The sequence below is a fragment of the Arthrobacter sp. FW305-BF8 genome (assembly GCF_021789315.1).
Lineage (GTDB): Bacteria > Actinomycetota > Actinomycetes > Actinomycetales > Micrococcaceae > Arthrobacter.
The window spans coordinates 3,845,028-3,867,665 of the sequence record NZ_CP084561.1; the positions used below are offsets into that span (position 1 = coordinate 3,845,028).

The 22,638-nt window shown below is 64.6% G+C and carries 18 protein-coding genes; 6 read left to right on the forward strand and 12 right to left on the reverse strand.

Annotated elements, in window-relative coordinates; all coding sequences use genetic code 11:
* Positions 1-9: 9 nt before the first annotated feature.
* The 5 genes from paaD to LFT45_RS17375 all read right to left on the reverse strand — a co-directional run bounded on the left by paaD (position 10) and on the right by LFT45_RS17375 (position 4,056).
* Positions 10-549: a 1,2-phenylacetyl-CoA epoxidase subunit PaaD gene (paaD, locus tag LFT45_RS17355; RefSeq protein WP_442863631.1), complete on the reverse strand. Its 540-nt coding sequence runs from the start codon at positions 547-549 to the stop codon at positions 10-12.
* 5 nt (positions 550-554) lie between these two features.
* Positions 555-1,469, reverse strand: a complete 915-nt coding sequence (gene paaC / locus LFT45_RS17360) for a 1,2-phenylacetyl-CoA epoxidase subunit PaaC (RefSeq protein WP_236804842.1) — start codon at positions 1,467-1,469, stop codon at positions 555-557.
* Positions 1,466-1,852: a 1,2-phenylacetyl-CoA epoxidase subunit PaaB gene (paaB, locus tag LFT45_RS17365; RefSeq protein WP_236804843.1), complete on the reverse strand. Its 387-nt coding sequence runs from the start codon at positions 1,850-1,852 to the stop codon at positions 1,466-1,468. Before paaB ends, paaC begins: the two co-directional genes overlap by 4 nt.
* A complete protein-coding gene (paaA, locus tag LFT45_RS17370) occupies positions 1,849-2,874 on the reverse strand; it encodes a 1,2-phenylacetyl-CoA epoxidase subunit PaaA (protein ID WP_236804844.1) in 1,026 nt (341 codons plus the stop codon). Before paaA ends, paaB begins: the two co-directional genes overlap by 4 nt.
* 297 nt (positions 2,875-3,171) lie before the next feature.
* The gene (locus LFT45_RS17375; protein WP_236804845.1) at positions 3,172-4,056 is read right to left on the reverse strand and encodes a hypothetical protein; all 885 of its coding nucleotides are present in this window, start codon (positions 4,054-4,056) and stop codon (positions 3,172-3,174) included.
* Positions 4,057-4,239: 183 nt separating this feature from the next.
* Between LFT45_RS17375 and LFT45_RS23305 the strand changes: the two genes are divergently transcribed.
* Entirely contained in the window at positions 4,240-4,371 is a 132-nt protein-coding gene (locus LFT45_RS23305; protein WP_272912723.1) for a hypothetical protein, read from the forward strand.
* 141 nt (positions 4,372-4,512) lie between these two features.
* The gene (locus tag LFT45_RS17380) at positions 4,513-6,369 is read left to right on the forward strand and encodes a hypothetical protein (protein WP_236804846.1); all 1,857 of its coding nucleotides are present in this window, start codon (positions 4,513-4,515) and stop codon (positions 6,367-6,369) included.
* Between the two features lie 80 nt (positions 6,370-6,449).
* On the opposite strand, the gene LFT45_RS17385 is transcribed toward LFT45_RS17380, so the two are convergent.
* Both LFT45_RS17385 and LFT45_RS17390 read right to left on the reverse strand, forming a co-directional pair.
* On the reverse strand, positions 6,450-8,510 hold the full coding sequence (locus tag LFT45_RS17385) for an acyltransferase family protein (RefSeq protein ID WP_236804847.1): 2,061 nt from the start codon (positions 8,508-8,510) through the stop codon (positions 6,450-6,452).
* Between the two features lie 143 nt (positions 8,511-8,653).
* The gene (locus LFT45_RS17390) at positions 8,654-10,489 is read right to left on the reverse strand and encodes a prealbumin-like fold domain-containing protein (protein ID WP_236804848.1); all 1,836 of its coding nucleotides are present in this window, start codon (positions 10,487-10,489) and stop codon (positions 8,654-8,656) included.
* A 1,355-nt stretch (positions 10,490-11,844) separates the two neighbouring features.
* Between LFT45_RS17390 and LFT45_RS17395 the strand changes: the two genes are divergently transcribed.
* Positions 11,845-12,930, forward strand: coding sequence for a TRAP transporter substrate-binding protein (locus tag LFT45_RS17395; protein ID WP_236804849.1), 1,086 nt, complete (start codon positions 11,845-11,847; stop codon positions 12,928-12,930).
* A 40-nt stretch (positions 12,931-12,970) separates the two neighbouring features.
* Complete coding sequence (locus tag LFT45_RS17400) at positions 12,971-14,071, forward strand: chitinase (protein ID WP_236804850.1); 1,101 nt, start codon at positions 12,971-12,973, stop codon at positions 14,069-14,071.
* A 64-nt stretch (positions 14,072-14,135) separates the two neighbouring features.
* On the opposite strand, the gene LFT45_RS17405 is transcribed toward LFT45_RS17400, so the two are convergent.
* From LFT45_RS17405 to LFT45_RS17415, 3 genes are all read right to left on the reverse strand, one after another.
* Entirely contained in the window at positions 14,136-14,606 is a 471-nt protein-coding gene (locus LFT45_RS17405; RefSeq protein ID WP_236804851.1) for a sensor histidine kinase, read from the reverse strand.
* Between the two features lie 171 nt (positions 14,607-14,777).
* A complete protein-coding gene (locus LFT45_RS17410; protein WP_236804852.1) occupies positions 14,778-15,758 on the reverse strand; it encodes a hypothetical protein in 981 nt (326 codons plus the stop codon).
* 229 nt (positions 15,759-15,987) lie between these two features.
* The gene (locus tag LFT45_RS17415) at positions 15,988-16,578 is read right to left on the reverse strand and encodes a hypothetical protein (RefSeq protein ID WP_236804853.1); all 591 of its coding nucleotides are present in this window, start codon (positions 16,576-16,578) and stop codon (positions 15,988-15,990) included.
* A gap of 410 nt (positions 16,579-16,988) precedes the next feature.
* Here LFT45_RS17415 and LFT45_RS17420 point away from each other — a divergent pair, with 410 nt between their 5' ends.
* On the forward strand, positions 16,989-18,422 hold the full coding sequence (locus LFT45_RS17420; RefSeq protein ID WP_236804854.1) for an acyltransferase family protein: 1,434 nt from the start codon (positions 16,989-16,991) through the stop codon (positions 18,420-18,422).
* Between the two features lie 348 nt (positions 18,423-18,770).
* Here LFT45_RS17420 and LFT45_RS17425 read toward each other — a convergent pair whose 3' ends face one another.
* Positions 18,771-19,580, reverse strand: coding sequence for an AraC family transcriptional regulator (locus LFT45_RS17425; RefSeq protein ID WP_236804855.1), 810 nt, complete (start codon positions 19,578-19,580; stop codon positions 18,771-18,773).
* 65 nt (positions 19,581-19,645) lie between these two features.
* On the opposite strand from LFT45_RS17425, the gene LFT45_RS17430 reads away from it, so the two are divergent.
* A complete protein-coding gene (locus LFT45_RS17430; protein WP_236804856.1) occupies positions 19,646-20,158 on the forward strand; it encodes a VOC family protein in 513 nt (170 codons plus the stop codon).
* 56 nt (positions 20,159-20,214) lie between these two features.
* Here the strand turns inward: LFT45_RS17430 and LFT45_RS17435 are convergent, their stop codons facing one another.
* Positions 20,215-22,563, reverse strand: coding sequence for a multicopper oxidase domain-containing protein (locus LFT45_RS17435; protein ID WP_236804857.1), 2,349 nt, complete (start codon positions 22,561-22,563; stop codon positions 20,215-20,217).
* Positions 22,564-22,638 lie beyond the last annotated feature (75 nt).

Consider the following 22,638-nt stretch of genomic DNA (forward strand, 5'->3'; position numbering starts at 1 on the left):
GGTTCTTCCTTACAGGACTTTGAAGTAGTCGAACGGTTCCTGGCAGTCCCGGCACACGTACAGCGCCTTGCAGGAGGTGGAACCGAATCGGGTGAGTTCCTTGGTGTTCAGCGACGAGCACTGCGGGCACTTCACGGCCATGCTCAGCCGGACCGGTCCGTTGTGGCCCAGGGCTGCGCGGCCCGACGGCGGGGCGATGCCGTACTCCTGCAGCTTGGCCTTGCCGGCGTCCGTCATCCAGTCCGTGGTCCACGCCGGGGCGAGCACCAGCTCCACGTGCACGCTGGGGTAGCCCTCCTTGTGGAAGGCGGCCTTCAGGTCATCGCGGATGGCGTCCATCGCCGGGCAGCCGGAGTACGTGGGCGTGATGGTGACCTGGACCGCGGGCACCGGCCCGCCGTCGTCGAACAGGTTCACGCTCCGCAGGATGCCGAGGTCCTCGATGGTGAGCACCGGGATCTCCGGATCGCACACCGTGGCCGCAACGGCCCAGGCCTTCTGGTCCGCGGTGGTGTCCCCGGTCCGGGTCTCGAAGTCCGATATGTACACGGCAGTCACCAGTTTGCTCCGGGATGCTCGCGGGCCAGCACCTGCATCTCGGCGAGGATGTAGCCCAGGTGTTCGGAGTGCTGGCCGCGGCGGCCGCCTCCCGGCGCTGCCGGGACGTCCGGGACCTCCAGCTCCGCTTCCTGGAAGACTTCGCCGGTGAGGCGGTCAAAGTCAGCCTTCAGGCTGGAAGGTTCGACGGCGGCGCCGGCCTCAGCCAGGCGGGTCACCAGCTCGTCGTCCACGAAGAGCTCCCCAACGTACGGCCAGATGAGCTTGAAGCCGTTGATCATGCGGCTGCGGGACTCGCCCGTGCCGCCGGCCAGGCGGAGGACCCACTGGGTGCTGTGGTCGCGGTGGTAGTCCACTTCCTTCACGGCCTTGGCGGCGATGGCGGCCAGCGTGGCGTCCGTGGATCCGGTGAGCCGGCGGTAGAGCTCGAACTGGTAGTAGCTCACCACGAACTGCCGGGCGATGGTGACGGCGAAGTCCCCGTTGGGCTGCTCAAACAGGTGCGCGGAGCGGAACTCGTGCTCGCGGCGGAAGTAGGCGAGATCATCCTCGGACTTCTCCCAGGCTCCCCCGGCGTAGCTGAGGAAGGACCGCGCGTGGCCCAGCTGGTCCAGGGCGATGTTGCCCAGGGCCACGTCCTCCTCCAGCTCCGGGGCGCGGGAGATCCAGTGGCCCAGGCGCTGGGCGAGGATCAGGGCGTCGTCGCCCAGGCGCAGCGCGTACTCGGCCACGTCCTCGGTGGGCCTGGCCAGGCCGGTGCGGACCTCGAGCGCGATGTCCTCCGGGCGGAGCGCGTTGCCCGGCGTGATGCGGGTGGCGCTGGCCGAGCCGTCGCCGCTGGCACCTGCGCCGGCGACGCCGACGGAGATGTCGCCGTGGCCTGTGGTCTCTTGTGTCTCGGGAGTGCTCACAGGTGCTTCACGCCTTCGCTCTTGGTGTAGTACGTGGCGTGCCGGTAGTCCTTGCCCTGCGGCGACTCGAAGAACGATCCCTTGGCGTCCGGGTCGCTGGAGGCGATGGCGTCCGCCGGGACCACCCAGATGGACACGCCCTCGTTGCGGCGGGTGTACAGGTCGCGGGCGTTGCGCAGTGCCATGGCGGCGTCCGGCGCGTGCAGACTGCCCGCGTGCACGTGCGACAGCCCGCGGCTGGACCGGACGAAGACCTCCCAGAGGCCCCAGGCGTTCCTGTCATGGTGCTCTTCGGGTGCAGCCGCCGGGCTGGCCTTGGGCGCTTCGCGCTTGATTTCTGCGGCCGCGCTTGCCGGCTCTTCCGGGTTGCCGTGGGGGCTCATGCTGCGTATTCCTTCTGCTTGTTAACCTGCTTGGCTGCGTAAGCGGCGGCTGCCTCGCGGACCCAGGCGCCGTCGTCGTGCGCCTGCCGGCGGCGCTCAAGCCGCTGCGAGTTGCAGGGGCCGCGTCCGGCCAGGACTTCCTTGAATTCGTTCCAGTCCAGCGGACCGTGCTCCCACTTCCTGGTGTCCTCGTTGAAGCGGACCTCGCTGTCCGGGAGGGTGAGGCCGAGGACGCGGACCTGCTCCACCATCATGCCGACGAAGCGGCTACGCAGCTCGTCGTTGCTGAAGCGCTTGATGTTCCAGTCCATGGACTGCTTGGAGTTGGGGGAATCGTCGTCCGGCGGGCCGAACATCATCAGGGCCGGGGCGTACCAGCGGTTCACGGCGTCCTGGGCCATCTGCTTCTGCGCGGGCGTTCCGTTGGAGAGTTCCAGCAGGATCTCGAAGCCCTGGCGCTGGTGGAAGGATTCTTCCTTGCAGATGCGCACCATGGCCCGGCCGTAGGGACCGTACGAGGCGCGGCACAGCGGGACCTGGTTGCAGATGGCGGCGCCGTCCACGAGCCAGCCGATGGCTCCCATGTCCGCCCAGGTGAGGGCCGGGTAGTTGAAGATCGAGGAGTAGCGGGCCCTGCCAGCGATGAGGTCGTCCATCATCTGGTCGCGGGACTGGCCCAGCGTCTCGGCGGCTGAGTAGAGGTAGAGCCCGTGGCCGGCCTCGTCCTGGACCTTGGCCATGAGGATGGCCTTGCGCTTCAGGCTGGGTGCGCGGGAGATCCAGTTGGCCTCCGGCTGCATGCCAATGATCTCCGAGTGCGCGTGCTGCGAGATCTGGCGCAGGAGGGTCTTGCGGTAGGCGGCAGGCATCCAGTCCTTGGGCTCAATCCGTGAGTCGTCGGCCATGACGCGGTCAAAATACGCCTGGCCGTCGGCCTCCAGCTGGTCCTGTCCCTGACCGGCGTTGGCTTCCTGGGGGGCTGCCGGCTGGTCAGGCACTGACTGCAGATTCTGCGCTGCCATGGTTGCTCCTATGCATTCACGTCCGTACTCGGATTATTTACCGACCGTTCGTTCAGGATATGCGGAAGCGGCGAAGGGCGTCAAGCAAGTGGAGCGCTCCGCCATGGACATCCACGTGCGTCTGGTGAGGGGGCATGGCCAGCTTCCGCCGCGGTAGACTCACGACCCACGTGACAGCACGTGCGGTGCCGTGGGCTCCGCCACTCAGGCGTCTGGTGCTAATGATGCCGGGGTGCTTGTGTCAACTGGTGAGCCGGGACAAGGAGCTAGTCAGAGGCGCCGATCACCGATGCAGCACTAGTCCCAAGCTGCATTTCCGGGCCCACAGAATCGATCCGCATCTTTTTCCCACCCGGGAGACGCCGGCAAGAACTTCTTGCATACGTTGCCCCCGACATAAACATGCGAATACTGTCTTTCCACTTCGGGCCGTTCGACGTCCATGATCGGCACTTGCTGCGAGTTCGGTAGTAGCTGCTGTTCATGCTCGGTATCCCGACCGACAACTGTCATTTGCAGCTGTGCACGGCACACTTTTTCAGCTGAGGGGTATAGGTCGATGTTAAGTACGAGCTCTTCGTTTTTTGTAAGGGTTATTGTCTTGTCCGGAAAATAGGGGCGGGCTATCTCTTTCTTGTCGTCCCACCACCAGGCGCTTTTGTCTGGTTCACCGACGTTGACTCCGATCCTGACAGAATCCACAGAGGCTCCCCTTCCAAAGGCCAACCGCATCAGCGTGCCCCGTTCCGGCGAAGCGCATTCCGAGGCATCTCGGATGTTCGTGATCCGAACCGGGTCTGTCCGATTCCCCCTGACCGTGACCATCAATGACCTTTTTCCAGCAACTATTCCGCCGCGCTGTTCCAACCAAGCGGCTTGCTTCGGAACGGGTATGCCTTCGAGCTGATTCAGGTCTTCTTGAGATAAGGGCACATCAGGTGCCAATGACACATCTTCAGCAGCCTTTTGAACTACAACCTTGACAGCAACTGGATCGCCGGTCTCCGTAACCTTGTTGATTTGCTCGGTGAAAATCGGTTTGATCCAATCGGTCAGTGACGCTCCGAGCGCGGCCAAGAGGAGCGTCACAATCCAGACCACAGGCTTCTGCCAAAAGGGCCTCACACGGGGACCCGCCTCCGCAGGATTAACTTTCTTTTTCCGCGCTTTTGATGAGGACACAAGGACTCCAAATGGTGGCAGGCCCAAGAAATTTTGCTTAAGAATAGGAGCGCGCCCTCCCTCGGTCAAGAAGCAATATAGGTGGGCACCTGGAGATGATTCCTTTGGTAACTAACCCCGGTACTGAAACTACGCTCGGAGCGGCCCCTGCGTTGCGCGCTGGAACTGCCAGCGGCGTCACGTGTGGCGCGGTGGGCCGCCTTCAAGGCAGCAGCAGCACCAACCATCGCCAGGCTCGAAAAGGACCCGGCCCCGAAGGCCCTCATCGCCAAAATCCGCTCCCTTAGCGCCGCCACCCGGCCCGAGCCCCGCTAACCCCCTGCAACCCGGACCAATAGGTGCCCAGCAGAGGCGTCATTTGGCCGCGTCACGCGTGGCGCGGCCAATCGCCGTCGTATATTCTCTGCTGAGAAATGTGGTGCTCTTCAGCCCCACGCTGACTTGGGGGAACCACACATGACTACTTTTGCTGCCCTGCCCGGACGTCCGCGGCGGGCGCTCGCAGGTGCCTGCGTCCTGGCAATGCTCGCCTTCGCGTTCCCCGCGTCGCCGGCAGCGGCAGAGGGCGTTGCCATCACTGCGACCGAGGCGCCCACTGCCGAGGCGCCCACTCCGGAGGCGTCCGCGACGGCCGACTGGAGCGTTTCGCTGGAAGGCAGCCCAACTGTCAGCCTAAATCTCACTCCCGCATTTTCACCCGCCCCGCCGGCCGGAACGCTGACCTACCAGTACCTGCGCGACGGCATGCCGCACGTGGCTCCCAGCCCCCACCCGGGTTACAGGATCACCGAAGAAGACCTCGGCAAACGCATTTCGGTTCGCATTACGGCCGCCCGCCCCGACTCCGCGGGTGAGGTGGTCACCTCCGCCGAGACCGAGCCTGTGCTTGGCTACATCAGTGGGTCCGCTGGCGCCAGCGGCGAAAACCTACTCGGCGCCACACTCTATTTGGGCGGATCCGTGTCATGGGCGCGGCCCGCGCTGAACGTGCCTACGGCAACCGGCCGTTCCTGGTTCCGTGACGGAACCCCGATCCCCGGGGCTACGGGTGACGCCTACACGGTGACCGAAGCCGACCTCGGGGCCAGGATCACCGGGCGGGCAGAAATCACTGCGCCCGGCTACCGTACCTGGACGGGCACCACGGACTTTGGCACGGCCATCCGAGGGCACTTGCGGCTGGTCGCTGACCCGGTCATCACCTGGAACAGCGGAACCCCCTATGTGGCGTTCCCCGGGACAGTGCTCACAGCGTCCGCTCCCGCCGTGCAGGCGCCGGCCCCCGCCGGGGTCACCTACAGCTACCAGTGGATTCAGCTCGACGCTCCATCAGGTACGCCCATCGCCGGGGCAACGGCGCCCACATATACCGTCCGCACGCAGGACATCGGCAAGGACATCCGGGTGACCGTCACGCCGGTGGCCGCAAACTATCTGGGACACCCCCAGCAGAGTGCAGCCATCGACAGCCTGAATATTCTGGGCCGGTTCACCGCGACGGCGGCACCGTCCATCAGGGGCACTGTCCAGGCAGGCCAGCTGCTCACCGCGGTCCCGGGCACCGCACCGTCGCCGGCAGCCGACAGCGTGCAGTACGTCTGGTACCGCGACGGGATGCGCCTGACGGAGATCTCCACAGACCCGACATACCGCCTCACCGCCGCCGACGGCGGACACAAGGTCACCGTCAAGGCGTTCTACGACCGCGCCCGTTATGTCCAGGCGGCGAGCCCCGCCTCGGCTGCGGTCACCCCGCCGGGCTACTTCGCCCTGGGCCTCACCCCCTGGATCACCGGCACCGCGGCCACCGGCTACACGGTGGCCGCCCGGACGGAGTTCACCGCGCCTGTTCCGGCCTCCTCAACCTTCCAGTGGTTCCGTGACGGCAGGGCGATCACGGGCGCAACAGGATCCTCCTACCGGCTGACCGCATCGGACCAGTTGCGCCTGATCACCTTCAAGGTGACCTTCAGGCGGCCCGGCACAGTCACGGCCACGCAGACCTCCCGTGCTATCAGGCCGCAGGCTGTGTTCACGAAGCTTCCCACGCCGGTGGTGAAGGGCACCTTTGCAGCCGGCCAGGTCCTGAAGGCCACCTCGGCCCTCCCCTACCCCGCCCCCTCCGCCGTCAACTGGCAGTGGCAGCGCGACGGGAAGAACATCCCCGGCGCCACGGCGTCCAGCTACCGGCTGACCACGAGCGACCGGGACAAGTTCATCCGGGTCCTGGTGGGCTTCAAGAAGCCCAACTACCTGAACGCCGTCCGCGCTTCGGCGCAGCGGTGGGTCCCGGGCCCCACCACGGTCCGCTGAGGGAGCACCCGGGCTGCGCACCGGCGTCGTACTTAAAAGGCCAGCGGCCTATAGGGTTCGGTGCGGCCAAACGGCGGTGATTACCAGCCTGTCCCGGCCTTCAGCTTCTTTTCCAGCTCATCGGCCATGCTTGCGGCGTACGACGCGCTGAGGTGGTTGTTGTCCAGGTAAACGAACATATTGCCGATCTTGCCCGGGCACGCGGTTGGAGTGCAGATGCTGTCAGACATATCCAGCAGCGTGAGCCCTGGAATCCGCCCCACCAGGTGGCTGAAGGGCGACTGAGCCGGCATGGCACTTTGCCTGGGAGGGTTGCAGGCGGGATCCTGGGGGCCCTTCGTCACGACGCAGTTCGACATGCTGTACGAAAACCGCGGGTTGTCGCGAATGCCTATGACGTCGATCCCCCGGGCCGTGACTGCCCGCGCCATTTCCTCATAACCGGGATTCAGCTTTTCCTCAGGCGATGAGGGACTGGCTGCCGTGGCTACCGTGAAGATGGCGTCCGGTTTGCGGTTGTCGAGGTATTGGTCCACTTCCCGGTTGAATGCGGCGCATTCCGGCTTGACGTCAGCCCCGGCAGGAGCATAAACACAGCCACCCCTGAGCAGTGAATACAGCTGCCAATTGTTCCGCTGGGCGATGGGTTTCAGCGCCCCCATCCACTGTTGGGCATGGGAATTGCCGATGACCAGCACCTTCTTGGCCGGCCGGTCAATCTCCTTAGATTGGCTGCATTTGTTTTCAAGCGCTCCCGGTCCGGGCGCCATGTCGCCCGTGCAGCGGATACCAAGGTTCGCCCAGTCCTTGGAAAGTTTCGCCGCGGACGGGAGGATTCCGGCGTCGGGATCCGCCCTGTCAACATAGCCGGGAAGAAGGGCTTTGGACCCCGGGTTGTTCCTCAGCGCTTCCCTGGCCAGGACCCGATCCTCTTCGTCCAGGACATACCGCCATCCGGCCAGCGGGACAGCCGCCACTGCTGCTATGGCCACGATGGCGATGGCACCCCGGCGGCGCCTTTTGTCCGGCCATTTCCATTGGCGCCAGGGCGCCTCCACAAACCGCGTGGTCAGGAAGGCAAGAACCAGGGAAGTAGCAACCACCACGCTGCCTGACAGCCAGCCTGCGTGGTCCTTTCCGGACGCGATGAGGTAAATGACAAGAACAGGCCAGTGCCAGAGATACAGAGCGAAGGAATTGTCACCCAGCCGCATGAGGAGCCGCGAGCTGAGGATGCGATCCACCCCGAAGCGGCTTCCGCTTTGGCCCGCCACGATGACGGCCGCGGCGGCCAGTGTGGGCCACAGCGCGATGAATCCGGGAAAGGCAGTCTGGACCTGAAGGATCAGACCGCAGGCGAGCATCGCCAGCACACCTACCCAGCCGAGCACCACGCGAACCGGCCGGGACAAGAAGTCCAGGCCGGGCAGAACCAACGCCACCAGTGAACCGAGCGCGAACTCCCAGAGCCGGGCCCCCGTGTCAAAGTAGGCCTGCGCCTGATCGGAGTAGGTGTAGAAGACGGAGTAGGTCAAGGAGGCAACAAAGATGCCGCTGAACAGGTAGGTGAGGAGAACCCGGTACCGCAGCCCGAAACCCTTTGCCGCAAGCGCCGCAGCGGCAAAGATCAGGGGCCACAGAACGAAGATCTGCCCCTGGATGGAGAGCGACCAGAAGTGCTGGAAAGGGCTGGCCAGGCTGTGGTCCTCAGCGTAGTAGTCCACCGCCTCGGCCTTCAGCAGCCAGTTCTGGAAGTACAGCAGCGACGCCCACCCCTGCTCCAGGATGCCAAGCCAGCGGGTCTTTGGCACGAAGATGAGCGTGGCCAGCAGGGTTGCCGCAATGACCACCGCAGAAGCCGGCAGCAGGCGCCTGAAGAGATGCAGCCAGTGGCGGATGAGGTCCATCGACCGTTCCCGGTAGAACTTGTTCGTGAACTGCAGTGTCATCAGGAACGCCGACACCATCAGGAACACGTCCACACCGCCCGAAACGCGGCCCAGCCACACGTGGTAGGCCACCACCATAAGAACCGCCAGCGCACGGAGGCCCTGGATCTCGGGCCTGAACGACGTTTTTGCCGGTAACCGGGCAGCCTTGGCGGCACGGCGGGGTGATGCGGAGATTGTTTCGACTGACACTAGTTACCTCTCGGGGGCGCGCGCCCCTGGATCGGGCAAACCCTCCTATGATACTTCCAATCCGCCGGGCCCGAGGAAGAAGCCAGGAGTGCTACACGCCAGAAGGGACCACCCGGGAGGGTGGCCCCTTCTTGGCAGAGAGGTTATGCTCGCCGGCGTTCCCGACGCCGCGGGCGCGCTGCCCCGACCAGCACAGTGCCCGCCAGCAGCAGGGCCGCGGACGGCCAGATGAGGTTGGTGGACTGCGCGCCGGTCTCCGGCAGCTCGTTGATCTCGGCTACCGGCTGTTCGGGCACCTCGACGACGGCTTCAGGTGTTTCCGGCTGTTCCGGGATGTCGACGACGGGCAGTTCCGGACCGGCTCCGCCGGAACCTTCGTCGCTATGCTTCTTCTGGTTCAAGAAGGTGCAAGTGACCAGATCGCCCGGACCCAGGTCCAGAGTGGCAGCGCCCCCGCTGATGTCGGCGCCTTTGAAGTCCTCGCCGCCCTGGGTGCAGGTGAGGTCATCGAGGTTCCATCCGGAGCGCTCCGGCTCCGAGATCCGCCATTTCCGGTGGGGTGACAGTCCGTCGAAAACCTCCGGTTCCTGCCTGTCGGTGAGCGTGAATTCCTGGACCACGCGGCCGTCACGGGACCACAGGAAGTCGAACTTTGTGGGGTCCTTTGCCGGATCAGTGACCTTGTCGATGATGACCGTGGCGGTCTGGGTATTTTCAAACGTGCAAGTTACGGTTTCTCCGCGGTCCAGGTCGATGACAACCCCGTGCTCCGACGTCCCCTTCCAGGCCTTGCCCTTCTCGGAGCTGGTGCAGGAGGGAGTGCCGGCAACGTAGTCCGGGTAGGAGTCCTTCTCGGCCACGGTGTACTTTCCCGGTTCGACGTCATTGAAGATTTTCCGGCCCTTGCCGTGGTGAGTCTCAATCTCGAAGTCCCTGCCCTTTTCCGAAGAGCCGCTGCCCTGCCGGCCGCTGCTCCTTGTACGGGTGAAGTGGAATACGTGGTCGTCCCCGTGCACGTTCTTGACGATCACGATCCGTCCGTTCCGTTCCTTCTTCACGGTGTTGGTCACAGCGCACTTGATGTCATCGCCGGCGTCCGGCATGAAGCGGGCACCGGACCTGCCGTCGGATGCCATTTCATAGCCGTGACTGCCGTGCCCGCTGCCCCGAACCCGGCACTGAACCTTTCCGGCCGTCCAGCCGTCCGGCGTCTTCTCAGTGATGGTGTAGCGCTGCCCGGGGACCAGCCCGTCCCAGTGGATTCGATGATCGCTGTTGGTGGCGTACTTGGTTGCCTTCTCGCCGCGGGGTGACGGTTCGATGGTGAAGGGGAACGACCATTTTTGGTCCGCCCCGGCTCCGGCAACCTTCTTGGTGAGCGTCACTTCTGCGGACCGGGCGGTGTTGGTTACCGTGCAGTAGATTTTCTCACTGTGCTTGGGAAAGGTGAGCCGGATACCGGACCTGTGCCTGTCCGTGTCAGCACCCCCGCACTCCAGATCTCCCCTGGACCAGCCGCCCTGTTTCCGGTCTTCCTTCAGCGTGTACGTGCTTCCGGTGTCCAGCCCGTCAAAGGTCACGGTATTCTTCCCCGGCCCGGTGCCCGACGCCGTCTTGGACATGCGCAGCCCCCCATGGTCCGGGGTCAGGGCGAAGTCGAAGGACCATTTGTAGTGCGCTGCGACACCCTTAACCGTTTTGGTGATGACGATTGTCCCCGTCTCCGCCGAGCGCCCATCCCCATGTGTTTTGCCCTCCGAGGCACTGCCGGTCCCGCCTGCGGCACCGGCATCCACATCGGCAGCATCTGCAGCGGCGCCCGGCGCTGCAGCGTCGCCCGGCGCTGCAGCGTCCGTTCCCGGGAAGTCGTCCACGACTAAGGGGCCGCCGTCTTCCGGCGACTCGGGGGAGGCGGCCGCCTGATCGCCTGCCGGAGCCGCTGCCGGGGCGGGCGGGGCCGCCGGCTCAGATTCCGTCACGTCTGGAACTTCCGTCGCCGTCGGCACCGTGGCGGCAACAGCCGGTGTAGCGGGGCCCGGCTCCCGCGCGAAGGCCGGCGAGAAGACGGCGCATGATCCACCCAGGGACAAGGCGAAGGCGGTGAGCAGAACTATGGTGTGATGCCGGACGGTTCTTCGTGGGTGTGCTGGCTGGTTCATCGCTTCTCCCCGATTGGCGGTTACCGGAAGCGCCGACGGCCACGCGGGCCCAGCGCTGAACGGGTTGCCGCGGCAGCAACCGGCGCACCTGGCAACCAGACGGAAGGAAACACCCAGCCGAGAGTCCTTACAGGACTGAGCCTACAAATTGATGGTTTCCCCGGGCAAGCAAAGAGATACTCTTTCTGCGCATTCGGAGACAATCGGGTACTCGGACAGCTTTACCAAGTAGGGCCTGGGTGCAAGACAGGTACATCAGGCCTAAAACGCGAGGTCTGCGCAGCCCCGCACCAGCCTGCCACCACCCTGCACCGCACCGGAAAATGCACTCCAAGGGGCCGGGTCCCGCCACCCCCAGTTTTGGTGGCCTGGAGCAACTTAAACGGTGTCGTCGCAGTCTTTTTCCAAGCTGTACTTGAAACGGTGGCTGTATTCCAAAGTCGCAGGCCGCTCGCCGGTTTCGATTTTGGGCTGGACGGACCACGGGACATGACCCCATGATGCTCCGTCCGTCCGGTGCAGAACGGGGCCGGCGACGAGGTGCCTCCTGAGACCGGGCACCGGCCTAGACGTCGCCGGCCCTCTGCCAGTGGCAGGAGCTCGCGGCGGTGCCCGAGGACTGGTTCAGTTGCCTGTCCACACCGGGGCCGTGGCCCCCGGCAGGATCCAGACGAGGCACAACGCGAGGATCAGAATCACTGGCAGTACGCCGCGGACGATCCGTCGCCATCGTTTGCCGCTGGGCTCGAAGGAGACCGGAGCAGAGGGAAGGGGGGATTTTGAAGCCGGCTTTAACATGTGCGTCCACAATCCAACTCGAGAGTTCCTATTGGGCTGCCCAGCCTCACCCGCGGTGACGGCTCCCCCGGCCGCTAGTTCATGCATCAAGTTTACGAATTCGGCAGCCTGGGGTGCACGAGTGGTGAGTACCCGAATCCTGTGCCACGTGGCTACTTGGTTTCAGAGATACCACTGCCCGTTTCCGCAGGTCACGCGCCAAAAAGCAGGTAGTGAGGGAGGCGTCTGAGGGAGGCCTGATTCCGGGCTGCGAATTGCCTGTAAGTTGAGCCGGAGCTCTTGGTGGCGGCCACGCCGGGGCGTATCTTTCGAAGGAGAGGCGTTCCTCTTGATTGACCACGTGAAGCGGACCGCCTCGTAAGTCGGAAGAGGCCGAAATGTCCTATTGGCGTGGTGCTGCGCTCGCCGCAGCGATAGCCGCCCTTCTTGGGGCTTCCGGATGCCAAGCAGCCAGGCAGGTGCAGGGTGAGCGGCAGGAACAGAACGAGGCGACTGTCCTGACCATGGCCACCGCGGCAGGACCGGAAAGCCGTGCCGCCCGCCAGATCCAGGAGTTCGCCCTGCAGGTGACCACGCTATCCGCCGGCGCCATCCACATCGAGCCCGTGGTGCAGGCTGCCGCTGAGGAAGCAAGCGCCTGGAACCAGGCTGTCGCCCAGTCGACCGAGGGCGGCGACTTCGACATTGCCCTGATTCCCACGCCGACGTGGGAGTCCGAGGGCGTTACGTCATTCAATGCGCTGTCCGCCCCTTTCCTCATCACATCAGATGAAGTGGTCAGCCAGGTTGTCGCACCGGACACGGCCGACGGAATGCTGGACGGCCTCAGGCAAATCGGGCTCACGGGGCTCGCGCTCCTTCCTGACGCACAGCGGAGGCTGTTTTCCTTCGCCGGACCGGTTCTCACACCGGCCGATCTCGCAGGGAAGGTGGTGCGTGCCCCGAGGTCGGCGACCAGATACGCAGCACTGAGCTCATTGGGAGCCACTCCGCGGGCATTGACAGGAGATTTGTTTGCCGAAGCACTGGCAGGTGGCGCCGTCCAGGCAGCGGAATCCTCCTTCGCCCGGGCAGCGTCTTTCCCGCCAGGAACCATTACCACCGGCAACCTGCCCCTGTACCCGAAAATCAATACCCTCGTCATCAATACCGCAACGTTCGGCCGCCTCTCCGCAAACGAGCGGCGCATCGTGCAGGAAGCGGCTTCGCGGATCCGGGAGGCCGCCACAAAAGCCATGAATACCGCTGACGAAGCCATGGCCTACTGCCAAAAAGGCGGAACGATCGTAAACGCCACGGAACAGCAGGTGGCGGCATTCCTGGCCGCCGTCGGCCCCGTTTACGCCCGCCTGTCCAATGACGCCCGAGCGATGGCGGTAATCAAGAAAATCCGCACGTTCAGCGGAGCTTTCGCGCCGAAACCCCTGGCCGCATGTGGCCCCGAACGCGTTGCCAGCCACTAGGATGAGGCCAAAGTCTATGACGGAGCATGTTTTGCGTCGGGTGAGCGGACTCAAAGTTCTTGCAGTAGGGGCAACCGCTGCGGCCCTGGTAGTCCTTGCGTTCGTACTGTCCGGAGTCACCGGGAAGCAAGTCACCGGGAGGCAAGAGGAAGCGAACAAGCCGAGTCCCGGCACCGGCGATGCCAGCGATCACGCGTGGTTCGGACCGTACTTTGATCTCACCCTTGATCCTGCCCACCGGTTCGCCGAGCGGCCCCTGCATGGCCAGGCCACCACCGTTCTGTCCTTTATCGTGGCCGATCCTGCGAACCCCTGCGAACCATCCTGGGGCGGCCTCTACGACCTGGAGCAGGCGAACGGGAAGCTGGACCTGGACGGCCAGATCGAGCGCTACCGAAAGGACGGCAATGACGTCGCGGTCTCATTCGGGGGCCAGCTCGGGACTGAGCTGGCCAACGCCTGTACTGACACCGAAGCCCTGACGCGGGCTTACGCAGCTGTCATTACCCGCTATGGGCTGGACGTCGTCGATCTGGACGTCGAAGGCGGGGCGCTGCCCGACTCCGCGGCTGCTGAAAGGCGCGCCACCGCTCTCGCCCGGCTGCAGGCAGGCCGGGGGCAAGGCACGCCCCTGAAAGTCTGGCTGACCCTCCCCGTGTCCGCTGACGGGCTCACCGCGGAGGCGGAGGCGACGGTTGCCACCATGCTTCGCGCCGGAGTGGACCTTGCCGGCGTCAATATCATGACGATGAATTTCGGGCCGCTTCTAGTTGGACAAAGCATGCTGGACGCGTCCATCAGCGCTGCCAACGCGACTCACCGCCAAATGACCGCATTGTATGAGCGGGCAGGCCGGCCCATTGCCCCCTCCCTGCTCTGGAAAAAGATCGGACTCACCCCCATGGTGGGTGAGAACGATGTCAGCGGCCAGGTCCTGGGTGTCGAGGACGCACGGGGACTCAACGGCTTTGCCTTGGAGCGGGGCGTTGGGCGCATGTCCATGTGGTCACTCAGCCGGGACAAGGCCTGCACTTCCTCCGACAGCAGGGAAGTGCCCTCCGGTCCGTCACCCTTCTGCAGCGGCGTGAAGCAGGAAAACGGGATGTTCGCCAAAGTCCTGGGCAACGGATACGCCGCCTAGGGTGTGCTGCTAAACCTAGTGATGATGCCTGCACATTCGGGCGCGACGCTCAGTCAGGCGGCGGTCAGTCACGCGGCAGCTGAACAGTGACGCAGGTTCCGGTTTCCGGACTCGACTGCACGTCCATGTGGCCCCCCGCCGCACTGACCACGCGGTGCAGTTTCCGCAGTCCGCCTTCCGCCGGTTCCCCTGAGAGCGTGCCTCTGCCGTGGAAGCCTATCCCGTCATCCTGTATGCAGATCTGAACGGCGCCGGGGGCTGCCCGCAGACGGATTCTGACTTCGCGGGCCACGGCGTGGGTCAGGATGTTGCGGAACAACTCGTCCGTGGCCCTGTACAGCAGGATGGCAGTTCGTCTGTCAATCTCGGCGTCGGCAGGCCCCACGTCCAGCGCAACCATGAGCCCCACCGACCGCATTCGGGCTGCCAGCCGATCGATCACTCCTGCAAGGCCAAGGGCATGGAAGTCGAGTGGATGCGCGTCCGGAAACCCGTTGGAGGCAACGAGCACTTTCACCGGGTTGGAATCAATCATGGCAACCACCAACTAATTGAGACATTCAGAACTCAGGGAATCATCATGACCGGTTTCCCTTGGAATTTCCGTGGAATTCCGTGAAGGTTCCACGGGACGGTGGGCCGGCCCCACCCGTTTGGGTGGAGCGGGAGCCATTACGCCACGCGCGGCGCCCGCCCGACCTGCCGGCTATTGCCTGACGAGGGTGTCCCCGTACCCGGCGTCGCACATTCCGTCGTGGATTACACCCTCGCCGGGCGCCACCACATAATTGCTCGCCGGGTTGAAAACGGCCGTATGAACGGCGGTCACGCGACTGGCGCAGCGATCTGCGCCCCCGGCATCCGTGCTCTGGCCGCCGATCCACATGTCGATCCAGATGGTGGAGTTGGTGCCTTGGGCATTGGTGCCCTGGTGGCAGGGGCCGTTCTCGGGATCGTTTCCGTCACCGCATGTGTCCTCAACAATGAAGTAGCGGCGCACGTCCGGCAGGTAGATCCGGGTACCGGCAGGGACGTCGAGGACATCCTCGCCGGTGGCCAGTGAGTGCCCTACCGCAATAGTGACCGGGTCAGCATATGTGCCGGTTCCGCCGGCGGTCCCATGCAGCACCGGATGGCTAATCGTCGCCGATCCTGCCGGAGTGTTGTCGTACCACGTGTAGGCCGTCGTGAAGGCAGTGCTGACAATCTTTTCCGAGGACGCCTGCGTAATGGGCGCCGGCGCCGCCTTGGGGACAGCAGGGGCCGGCACGGCGCGCTTCGGGGACCCTGCCGGTGCTGCTGCGCGGGCCTGTGCCGCTGCACGCTTCGCTGCCTTCCTGGCTGCAGCCACTTTCTGGGCTGCCGCCGTCTCTGCTGCTGCCACCTTGGCTTTGGCGGCCGCGACTCTCGTCGCTTTGGCGGCTGCCACCGCCTTGGTTTTGGCCGCGGCGACCTTCTTTGCCTTGGCGGCCGCGACCTTCGTCGCTTTGGCGGCCCTGGCCTTCGCGGCCGCGACTATCTGTGATGTGCCGACTTCCGGCCCGCTGCTGTAGCGGTCCTCGACGCCGGCATTTGCCAGCCGTGCCGGTGCCGGGGATGAGCTGGGGGCGGGGGTTCCGGCTCCGCACGCCGACGTGGCAAACAGAACCGAGAGCATGGCGGCGGACAGCAGATATTTCCTGCGCATGGGAACTAAATCCTCTTTGGGGGATGCGAAACGGGCAGGCCGATGCGAAACAAGTCCTGCCCGAAAGGTGGGTCCGGTATGAGGCGAAGCCAAGCGAGGAACCTCGCGGCCTACCACACGAAGTGGCATTCGGGATGTTCCGAAGGTCGTGTGCGCCAACCGGTGACCCAAACGTTACATCACGGCGCAAAAAGCGGCCAAATCCCGGCGCGTCGTGACGGGACCCGGCTTACTTGGTGGCCAGTTGGTCGCCGTACCCTGCGTCGCACTTGCCGTTGTGTATCACGCCTTTTCCCGAGGCCACCGCATAGTCGGCCCGCGGGTTGAAGACGGCGGTGCGGACACCCGTTACCAGCCCGGTACAGCGCCGGGCTAGTGAGCTGCTTTCCCCCTCGCCGCCGATCCACATGTCGATCCAGACCGAGCCCCCGTACTTCTCCGCTCCCGAGTGGCAGGGACCATTCTCCGGAGTGGGCCCGTCACCGCACGTGTCTTCCACGATGAAGTATCGCCGCACATTAGGGATATATATTCGCGTGCCGGATGGAATGTCCAGGACATCCTTCCCCGTCTCCAAAGAATGCCCGACGGCGAGGGTCACAGGATCCTCGTAGGTTCCGGTTCCGCCGGCTTCGCGATGCAGTACGGGGTGACTGATGTCGGGTGAGGCTGCGGGTGTGTTGTCGAACCACGTGTAGGCCGTCATGTACACATCAGGCACGATGTTCTCATCCGAGGGCCGCCCCGGAATACTGGTGCAGGCGGAGACCGGCAAGGCCAGGCAAAGCAACACCGCCTTGAGTACAGCTGATTTCAGCATTTCGGCATCTGCCTCGTCCAGGGTTCTGTGATTCGAGGTGAACGTTACAGTTGGACGGCGCGGCCGCGCTACAGACGGCCAGGAATTAACAGGCTATTCAAAGGAAGAGATCGAAATTCCCAAACTTCAGAGCCCCGGGAGCTGTTCGGTTCGTCCTTGCCCACAAGTACTTAGGTAGCCGCAGGTACATAAATTCGAGTAGTCGGTACGGATGATTTCACGCAAGGGCAGTCCTAGCGTGGTTCCAGTGGTTTCCATACTGCTTCACGGTACGAGATGCAGTTGTGGCCCGGCATGCTGGGTGTTGCAGGGCGCATGATTCTCGCCCGGCCTTCTCCCAAATCCGGCCTAATTCGCTCCGACCGTAAGGAGTGGCAGTGCTAACAAGTACGTCCCCGCAAGAGGGAACGGTGGAAAAGGCATCGCTCGGCGCCGAATCGCGCCCGGCTTCTACCACCCCGCCACGTGCTTCCTCTAGGGACCGATATCTGGATCTGCTGCGCGCCATCGCCTTGGTCCGAGTTGTCGCCTATCACTCGTTCGCCGGCGCGGCCTGGTTGAGTGTGGCTTTCCCATCGATGGGCGTGATGTTCGCACTCGCGGGTTCCCTGATGGCACGCTCACTGGAGCGCCCTGCGTTTGGAGTCCTCAAAAGTCGTAGCCGGCGCCTGTTGCTGCCGCTGTGGGTATACAGCGCAACAGTTTTGGTCTTACTGCTCTGGCAGGGGTGGAGCCCAGTTGTTCGCGCCGGCGGCTCCTGGTTCGAACCGCTCCTATGGTTTATACCCCTCGGGGACCCGCCCTTCCCACCAAACATCGGTACGGATGCGGGCCTCGTCGAATCCTCCTGGGCGTTACAGGCAGAAGAGGGCATGTGGTACATCAGGGCGTATTTCTGGTTCATGCTGCTGTCTCCGCTGCTACTCAAAGCCTTCCATCGGCTGCCCTGGACAACACTGCTGGCACCTCTGGGCCTAATAGCAGTCCTCAGCACCGAAGTCATCCCGCTCCCGGACTGGGCGAACAGCGGCATCACCGACTTCGCCACCTACGGTTCCTGTTGGATCCTAGGTTTCGCCCAGTACAACGGCCTCTTACTCAAGATGCCCCGACGAGTGGTCTTTCCTGCTGGCTTGGTGCTCATGGTGCTTGGTCTGTTCTGGGCTGCCAACCATCTAGAGGACAAAGGATGGGACCTCAACAACATCCCGTTTGCCCAAGCCCTGTGGTCCCTGGGCTTCTGTGCGATGCTGCTCCGGATCTCGCCGTCGTGGCAGGCACTACCCCGACGGATTCGGTTTCTGGACAAGCCAATCGCCCTCGTTAACAACCGGGCAATCACGATCTATCTATGGCACAACCTGCTGCTGGTGATCACGGTGGTGGTGATCGACCGGCTTTATGAAGTCGACGCACTCGCCACAGCCATACCTGGGATTCTCGACAGCGAATGGACCCAGTTCATCGCGGTCTGGCTACTCCTGGCGATCATGTTCCTAACCATCGGCTGGGTCGAAGACGTCGCCGCCCGACGCTCTCCACAATTATGGCCAGCCGGCTCCCTGCACAGGCCGCCGGCCCATACCCGAAGCGTGGACAGTACCCAGGAATATCCGAACAGCCACGGCCCGGGTGCCGAGGGGATCAGGACATCAGAGGTAGAACATGTTGAAGCAACACGCAACCCTCCTGGCCATCGCGGCCCTACTCCTGTCCGGCTGCGCATCCCCTCCTCCGCAAGCGAAACCGACTCACCAACCGGTGGACCGACAGATGGTGAAACCAACCCCTCCGCACTCCCCGCGTTTGGCAGCCTCGGCCGATCAGTTGGCGGGCATCATTAGTGAAAACGAAAAAGCCTGGCGCGGCCACGCAGCGAACATCGACTCATGTAACAAAGCCGCGGAAGGTCTCACACCTGACAACCACATACAGGCCAGAGGGTGCATTATGAATGCCCAGGACGCTGCAAATCGGGCTAGGAGTGCCATCAGCGCGATGGTTGCGCTTGGGTCACCGCCGCCAGAGCTCACGGTGCTTGTTACCGAGACACTCAACGCCCTCGCACCACTAAGCGAGTCCAACGCCGCAGCCTCCTGTCAGGACGCGACTAGCGACCCATGCGCCGAGGCCGTGGATCAAATTGACGAGGCAGCGTCCACACTGGTTGAAGTACTGGACAAGTGGGCGCCCTATATACGGCCCGAGTCGGCGTCACCGGCCGCCGCCCGCCTGTAGGCACTCGGGGTGAAGCCGAGGTACTTCTGAAAGTCATTCGTCAGGTGTGCGTGGTCGGCGTACCCAAGCTCGGCAGCTATCGCTGCAAGATCCGCTGACGGATCCTGCCGCGTCCGCTCGGCAGCGTCCTGAAGCCGCCGACGGCGGATCAGCGCGGCAGGGCTGAGGCCGATGTACTTCCTGGCCACCCGCTGCAGAGTCCGCTGCGAAACCGCCAGCGCAGACGCCGCGTCCTCCACCCGGACCACAGAGGCGTCCGACCCAATGACGTCCATCAGCCGGTTGGCCAGCAGCGCTTCCTCCGACACCCCAGTCCCTGCCAAGCTAGCCAGCCACAGCACCAAGGCGTCCACTGCCCGCTCCCGGCGGGCATCGCCGTCGTGCGTGTCCATGGCCTCCGCAACGGAAAGATGCAGTCCTTCCGCAGCCACGGCCAGCTCGGTGTCCCGCAGGCTGGCGGGATCATCGGTGAACAGCGGCACGGCCGCTGGCCGCAGCAGCGCACCAACCGCCCAGCCGCGACCAGCCAAATCCCGGTAGCTGGCCCGGGTGGTTGGGCCGGAGTAGACCACGCCGTCAGGCTGCACCACGAGGTTGGAGCCCGGGTACGCGATCAGCTGCTGGCGGGAGGTGCGGCCGGGCCCGATGTTCCACTCGGGAATCCAGAACCACTGGACGAGGTCCGCCACGGGGGCCGGGGCCGGACGGCGGTGGAAAGTGGGAAGCCGGGCCGGGTAAAGGATCCCCTTGAACGAACTCTCCATAGGTCCCTTCAGACTGTCGCGAATCTCCAAGCGCCGCCGCTGGCCGGGCACGTAGCGTCATTGACATGACAGATACTACAAGCACCGAATCCGCCACGGCCGCCCACGGAGAGCACACCACGCAGGGGATCCCGAACGGCCTGACCAGCCTCACGCCGTTCCTTGCCGTGACCAACGCCAGGGAGGCGATCGCCTTCTACCAGGACGTGTTCGGCGCCCGCGTGGTGGGCGCTACGGAGATGGGCGGAGTGGTGGTCCACGCCGAACTCGACTTCGGGAACGGCCACCTCCAGCTCGGCGAACCCAACCCCGAATACCACCTGGTTCCGGCGCCGGAGGGTGAAAATGACTGCTACTCCCTTGGCCTTTACTGCCCGGACGCCGACGCCCTGGTGCAGCGCGCAGCACAGGCCGGAGCCACGATCCGCGAGCCGGTGGCCACGTTTGTCTCCGGCGACCGCTACGCCAGCATCCGGGACCCCTTCGGCGTCCGCTGGTCCATCATGACCCGCGTGGAAGACCTCTCCGAAGAGGAAAGCAACCGCCGGGTCGAGGAATGGGCGGCGCAGCAGGGCTAACGCCGGGGACCCGCATCCGAGGTGCGGATGCGGGTCCGGCAGTTTGATCCTCTCGATTAGGCCGCGTTGACCGTGACGGTACGGGTGGCGAGCACCTCCGACGTGAGCCAGTGCAGGAACTTGATGCTGATGGTGTATTTCCCTGCAGCCGGCGGGCGCAGCAGGAAGTCGAACTTCTCCGCGGCGCCGGACCTGATGACGTTGGTCAGGAGCGGCTGGCCCGCCATTGACGGCTGTACCGCAGGACCTGTGGGGTTGGGGGTGGTCCAGAAGGGCCGGCCGTCGTGGGCGATCAGTTCGGCAATTTTGGCCGGCCTGCCCGCCGCATCCGTGATGGTGGTCAGCGTGGGGAAGTAATCCACGTTCAGCATGCGCACCAAGGTGGGATACTTGCCGCCCCGGACCACGTTGGCCCGCATCTGGGAGATGGCCCAGACTACGTCGTCGCCTTTGGGCCGGTTGGGGATGTTGCCGCCGATGAGGAAGAAATTTTTTGGCTCGAAGCGGTTGAGCCCCGCATCCTCTCCGTTAAGCCCCGCGGCATGGTTCAGTTCGTGCCACCGCGGATCAATGGAATAGGGCGCGATCAGGGTTTCCGTGGCGATGTCATACAGCGGGCCCTCAAACGAGTGGCGCCGGGTCCCGGCGGGCGCCGGCATGGCCGGGTTGAGCGGGGGATCGACGACGATGGGGCCGAACATCCCCATCTGGACGTGCAGCGCGGTATTGACGTGGCAGTGGTAGAAGTAGGTGCCCGCCGCGCCGCGGTTGGGATTGCCCCGTACAGCTACGTCGGTTCTCCATTGGTAGGTGTAGTGGCCCGACACCTCGAAGGACGTGTGGCCCACGCCGTCGTTGCGGGGGTCCGGCTCGATGCCGTGCCAGTGGATGGTGTGCACCCTTTTGTTGGGCTTGAGGGTGGCCTGGAACAGGTCCCCCTCCTGCATCCGCACAGTGGTTCCGGGGATCTGGCGGCCGAACTTATTGCCCTCGAAGCTCCACATCTCGTGTTCCGAGCCGTCAGGGAACTCGAACTTCCTGTTGAAGAAGTCCATCTCGAGGAAGACCTCGGGCTTCAGCGGAAACTCGGTTTCCGGGCTGCCCTCGTGCGGCTGGTCCGACGAGAAGCCCACCTGGCTACGGAATGTGTGGTGCGGGTCTGCCGCCGTCGGCGGACTGCCTTCACTGGGGGCGGGCTGGCCGGCCAGCACCCAGTCCGCCACCAGCCCGCCGGGGTACAAGCCGCCGCGGGCTGTCTGGGACGGTTCGGCGTGGCAGTGCATGGGGTAGGTCCAGTCCTCGTTCCTGGCGTTCCACACCTGATCCACAGTGTCCGGCGGCCGCCTGACCGGCAGGATCGATTCCTTGCGTTCCAGCGGCTGCAGCTGGACGGTGTCCTCCCACTGCTGGAGATGCACGTCGCCCTGGGCCGACACCCGGCCGCGTGAGCGTGGGAAATCGATGCCGTTGGACCGCACGGTCCACACGTGGTTGCCGTGGTAGTGCAGCTGGTGATCCACAATGCCGGCGTTGAGCATCCGCATGAGGTGCCCGGTGCGGATGGCCCCGGCCGACGGGGAGGCGCTGAAGTTGCGAACGTCGGTCTCGCGCGGATGGCCCGAGGGCAGCGTGTCCTCGTGCCGCCGGACATTGAACGCCAGGTCATCGGTGACTGCCAGCGACTGGAAGCCCGAGAACCCGTTGATGGTGAAGTAGTCGGGGACCGCCGGGGTGGCCACCGGATCGACTCGCTGGCCCCTCGAGGCGATGCGCGCCCAGTTTGAGTCCACGTCATGGCACAGCCAGAGCCACTGGCGCTCGAACTCCGCAGCGCCCGGGGCAAGCCGCCAGGCGTTGCGCGGATCGATCACCACCAGGGCACCGTAGAGGCCGAGGGTCCGTTCCACCGGCTGGTTGCCCGGATCGGTGTACAGGTAGGTCCCGGGCAAAGGCGCCGGAAACCGCAGCAGCTTCGATGCACCCGCCGAGACCGGACCGGATCCGACGTCGGCGCCGCCCCGCCCCGCGCGGTGGAACCGCATCTCATGCGGCTGCGCGAGGTTGTTGTGGACCATGATTTCGATGGTGCTGCCCGTTTCGGCGATCAGCGTGCGGGGCGGGAAGAAGCTGGCCCAGTATCCGCGGCGGGCAAGAAACTGCCGGGTGAACGCCGCGTCCGGCCGCAGCGGCGTGGGCCTTCCCTCCGGCGGCACGGGAGCGCCGAGCGGGTAGGTCCGGCTGGCCACCACCCGTCCGTTCGCCGTAATGACCCGCGGGCCCATCGCCAGCGCCGGGGCCGGGTCATTGACCGCCGTGCGGCGGTCCCCGAAACCGCGGTGGTAGACCAGCGATCCGTCCACCATGGGAACGAAGCCGTCGTTTATGTGGACATCTAGGACTGCCATTGCCGACCTCCTGTGTATTGGAGACCGGGATTCAGTGAGGAACACAGGTCCACGTCGCCCCCATTTGCGAACAGA

What these genes read in the sequence shown, in the direction of transcription:
- paaB (WP_236804843.1), bottom strand. Translation starts at nt 1,852, where the DNA reads ATGAGCCCCCACGGCAACCCGGAAGAGCCGGCAAGCGCGGCCGCAGAA.
- paaA (WP_236804844.1), bottom strand. Translation starts at nt 2,874, where the DNA reads ATGGCAGCGCAGAATCTGCAGTCAGTGCCTGACCAGCCGGCAGCCCCC.
- LFT45_RS17380 (WP_236804846.1), top strand. Translation starts at nt 4,513, where the DNA reads ATGACTACTTTTGCTGCCCTGCCCGGACGTCCGCGGCGGGCGCTCGCA.
- LFT45_RS17395 (WP_236804849.1), top strand. Translation starts at nt 11,845, where the DNA reads ATGTCCTATTGGCGTGGTGCTGCGCTCGCCGCAGCGATAGCCGCCCTT.
- LFT45_RS17405 (WP_236804851.1), bottom strand. Translation starts at nt 14,606, where the DNA reads ATGATTGATTCCAACCCGGTGAAAGTGCTCGTTGCCTCCAACGGGTTT.
- LFT45_RS17410 (WP_236804852.1), bottom strand. Translation starts at nt 15,758, where the DNA reads ATGCGCAGGAAATATCTGCTGTCCGCCGCCATGCTCTCGGTTCTGTTT.
- LFT45_RS17415 (WP_236804853.1), bottom strand. Translation starts at nt 16,578, where the DNA reads ATGCTGAAATCAGCTGTACTCAAGGCGGTGTTGCTTTGCCTGGCCTTG.
- LFT45_RS17425 (WP_236804855.1), bottom strand. Translation starts at nt 19,580, where the DNA reads ATGGAGAGTTCGTTCAAGGGGATCCTTTACCCGGCCCGGCTTCCCACT.
- LFT45_RS17430 (WP_236804856.1), top strand. Translation starts at nt 19,646, where the DNA reads ATGACAGATACTACAAGCACCGAATCCGCCACGGCCGCCCACGGAGAG.
- LFT45_RS17435 (WP_236804857.1), bottom strand. Translation starts at nt 22,563, where the DNA reads ATGGCAGTCCTAGATGTCCACATAAACGACGGCTTCGTTCCCATGGTG.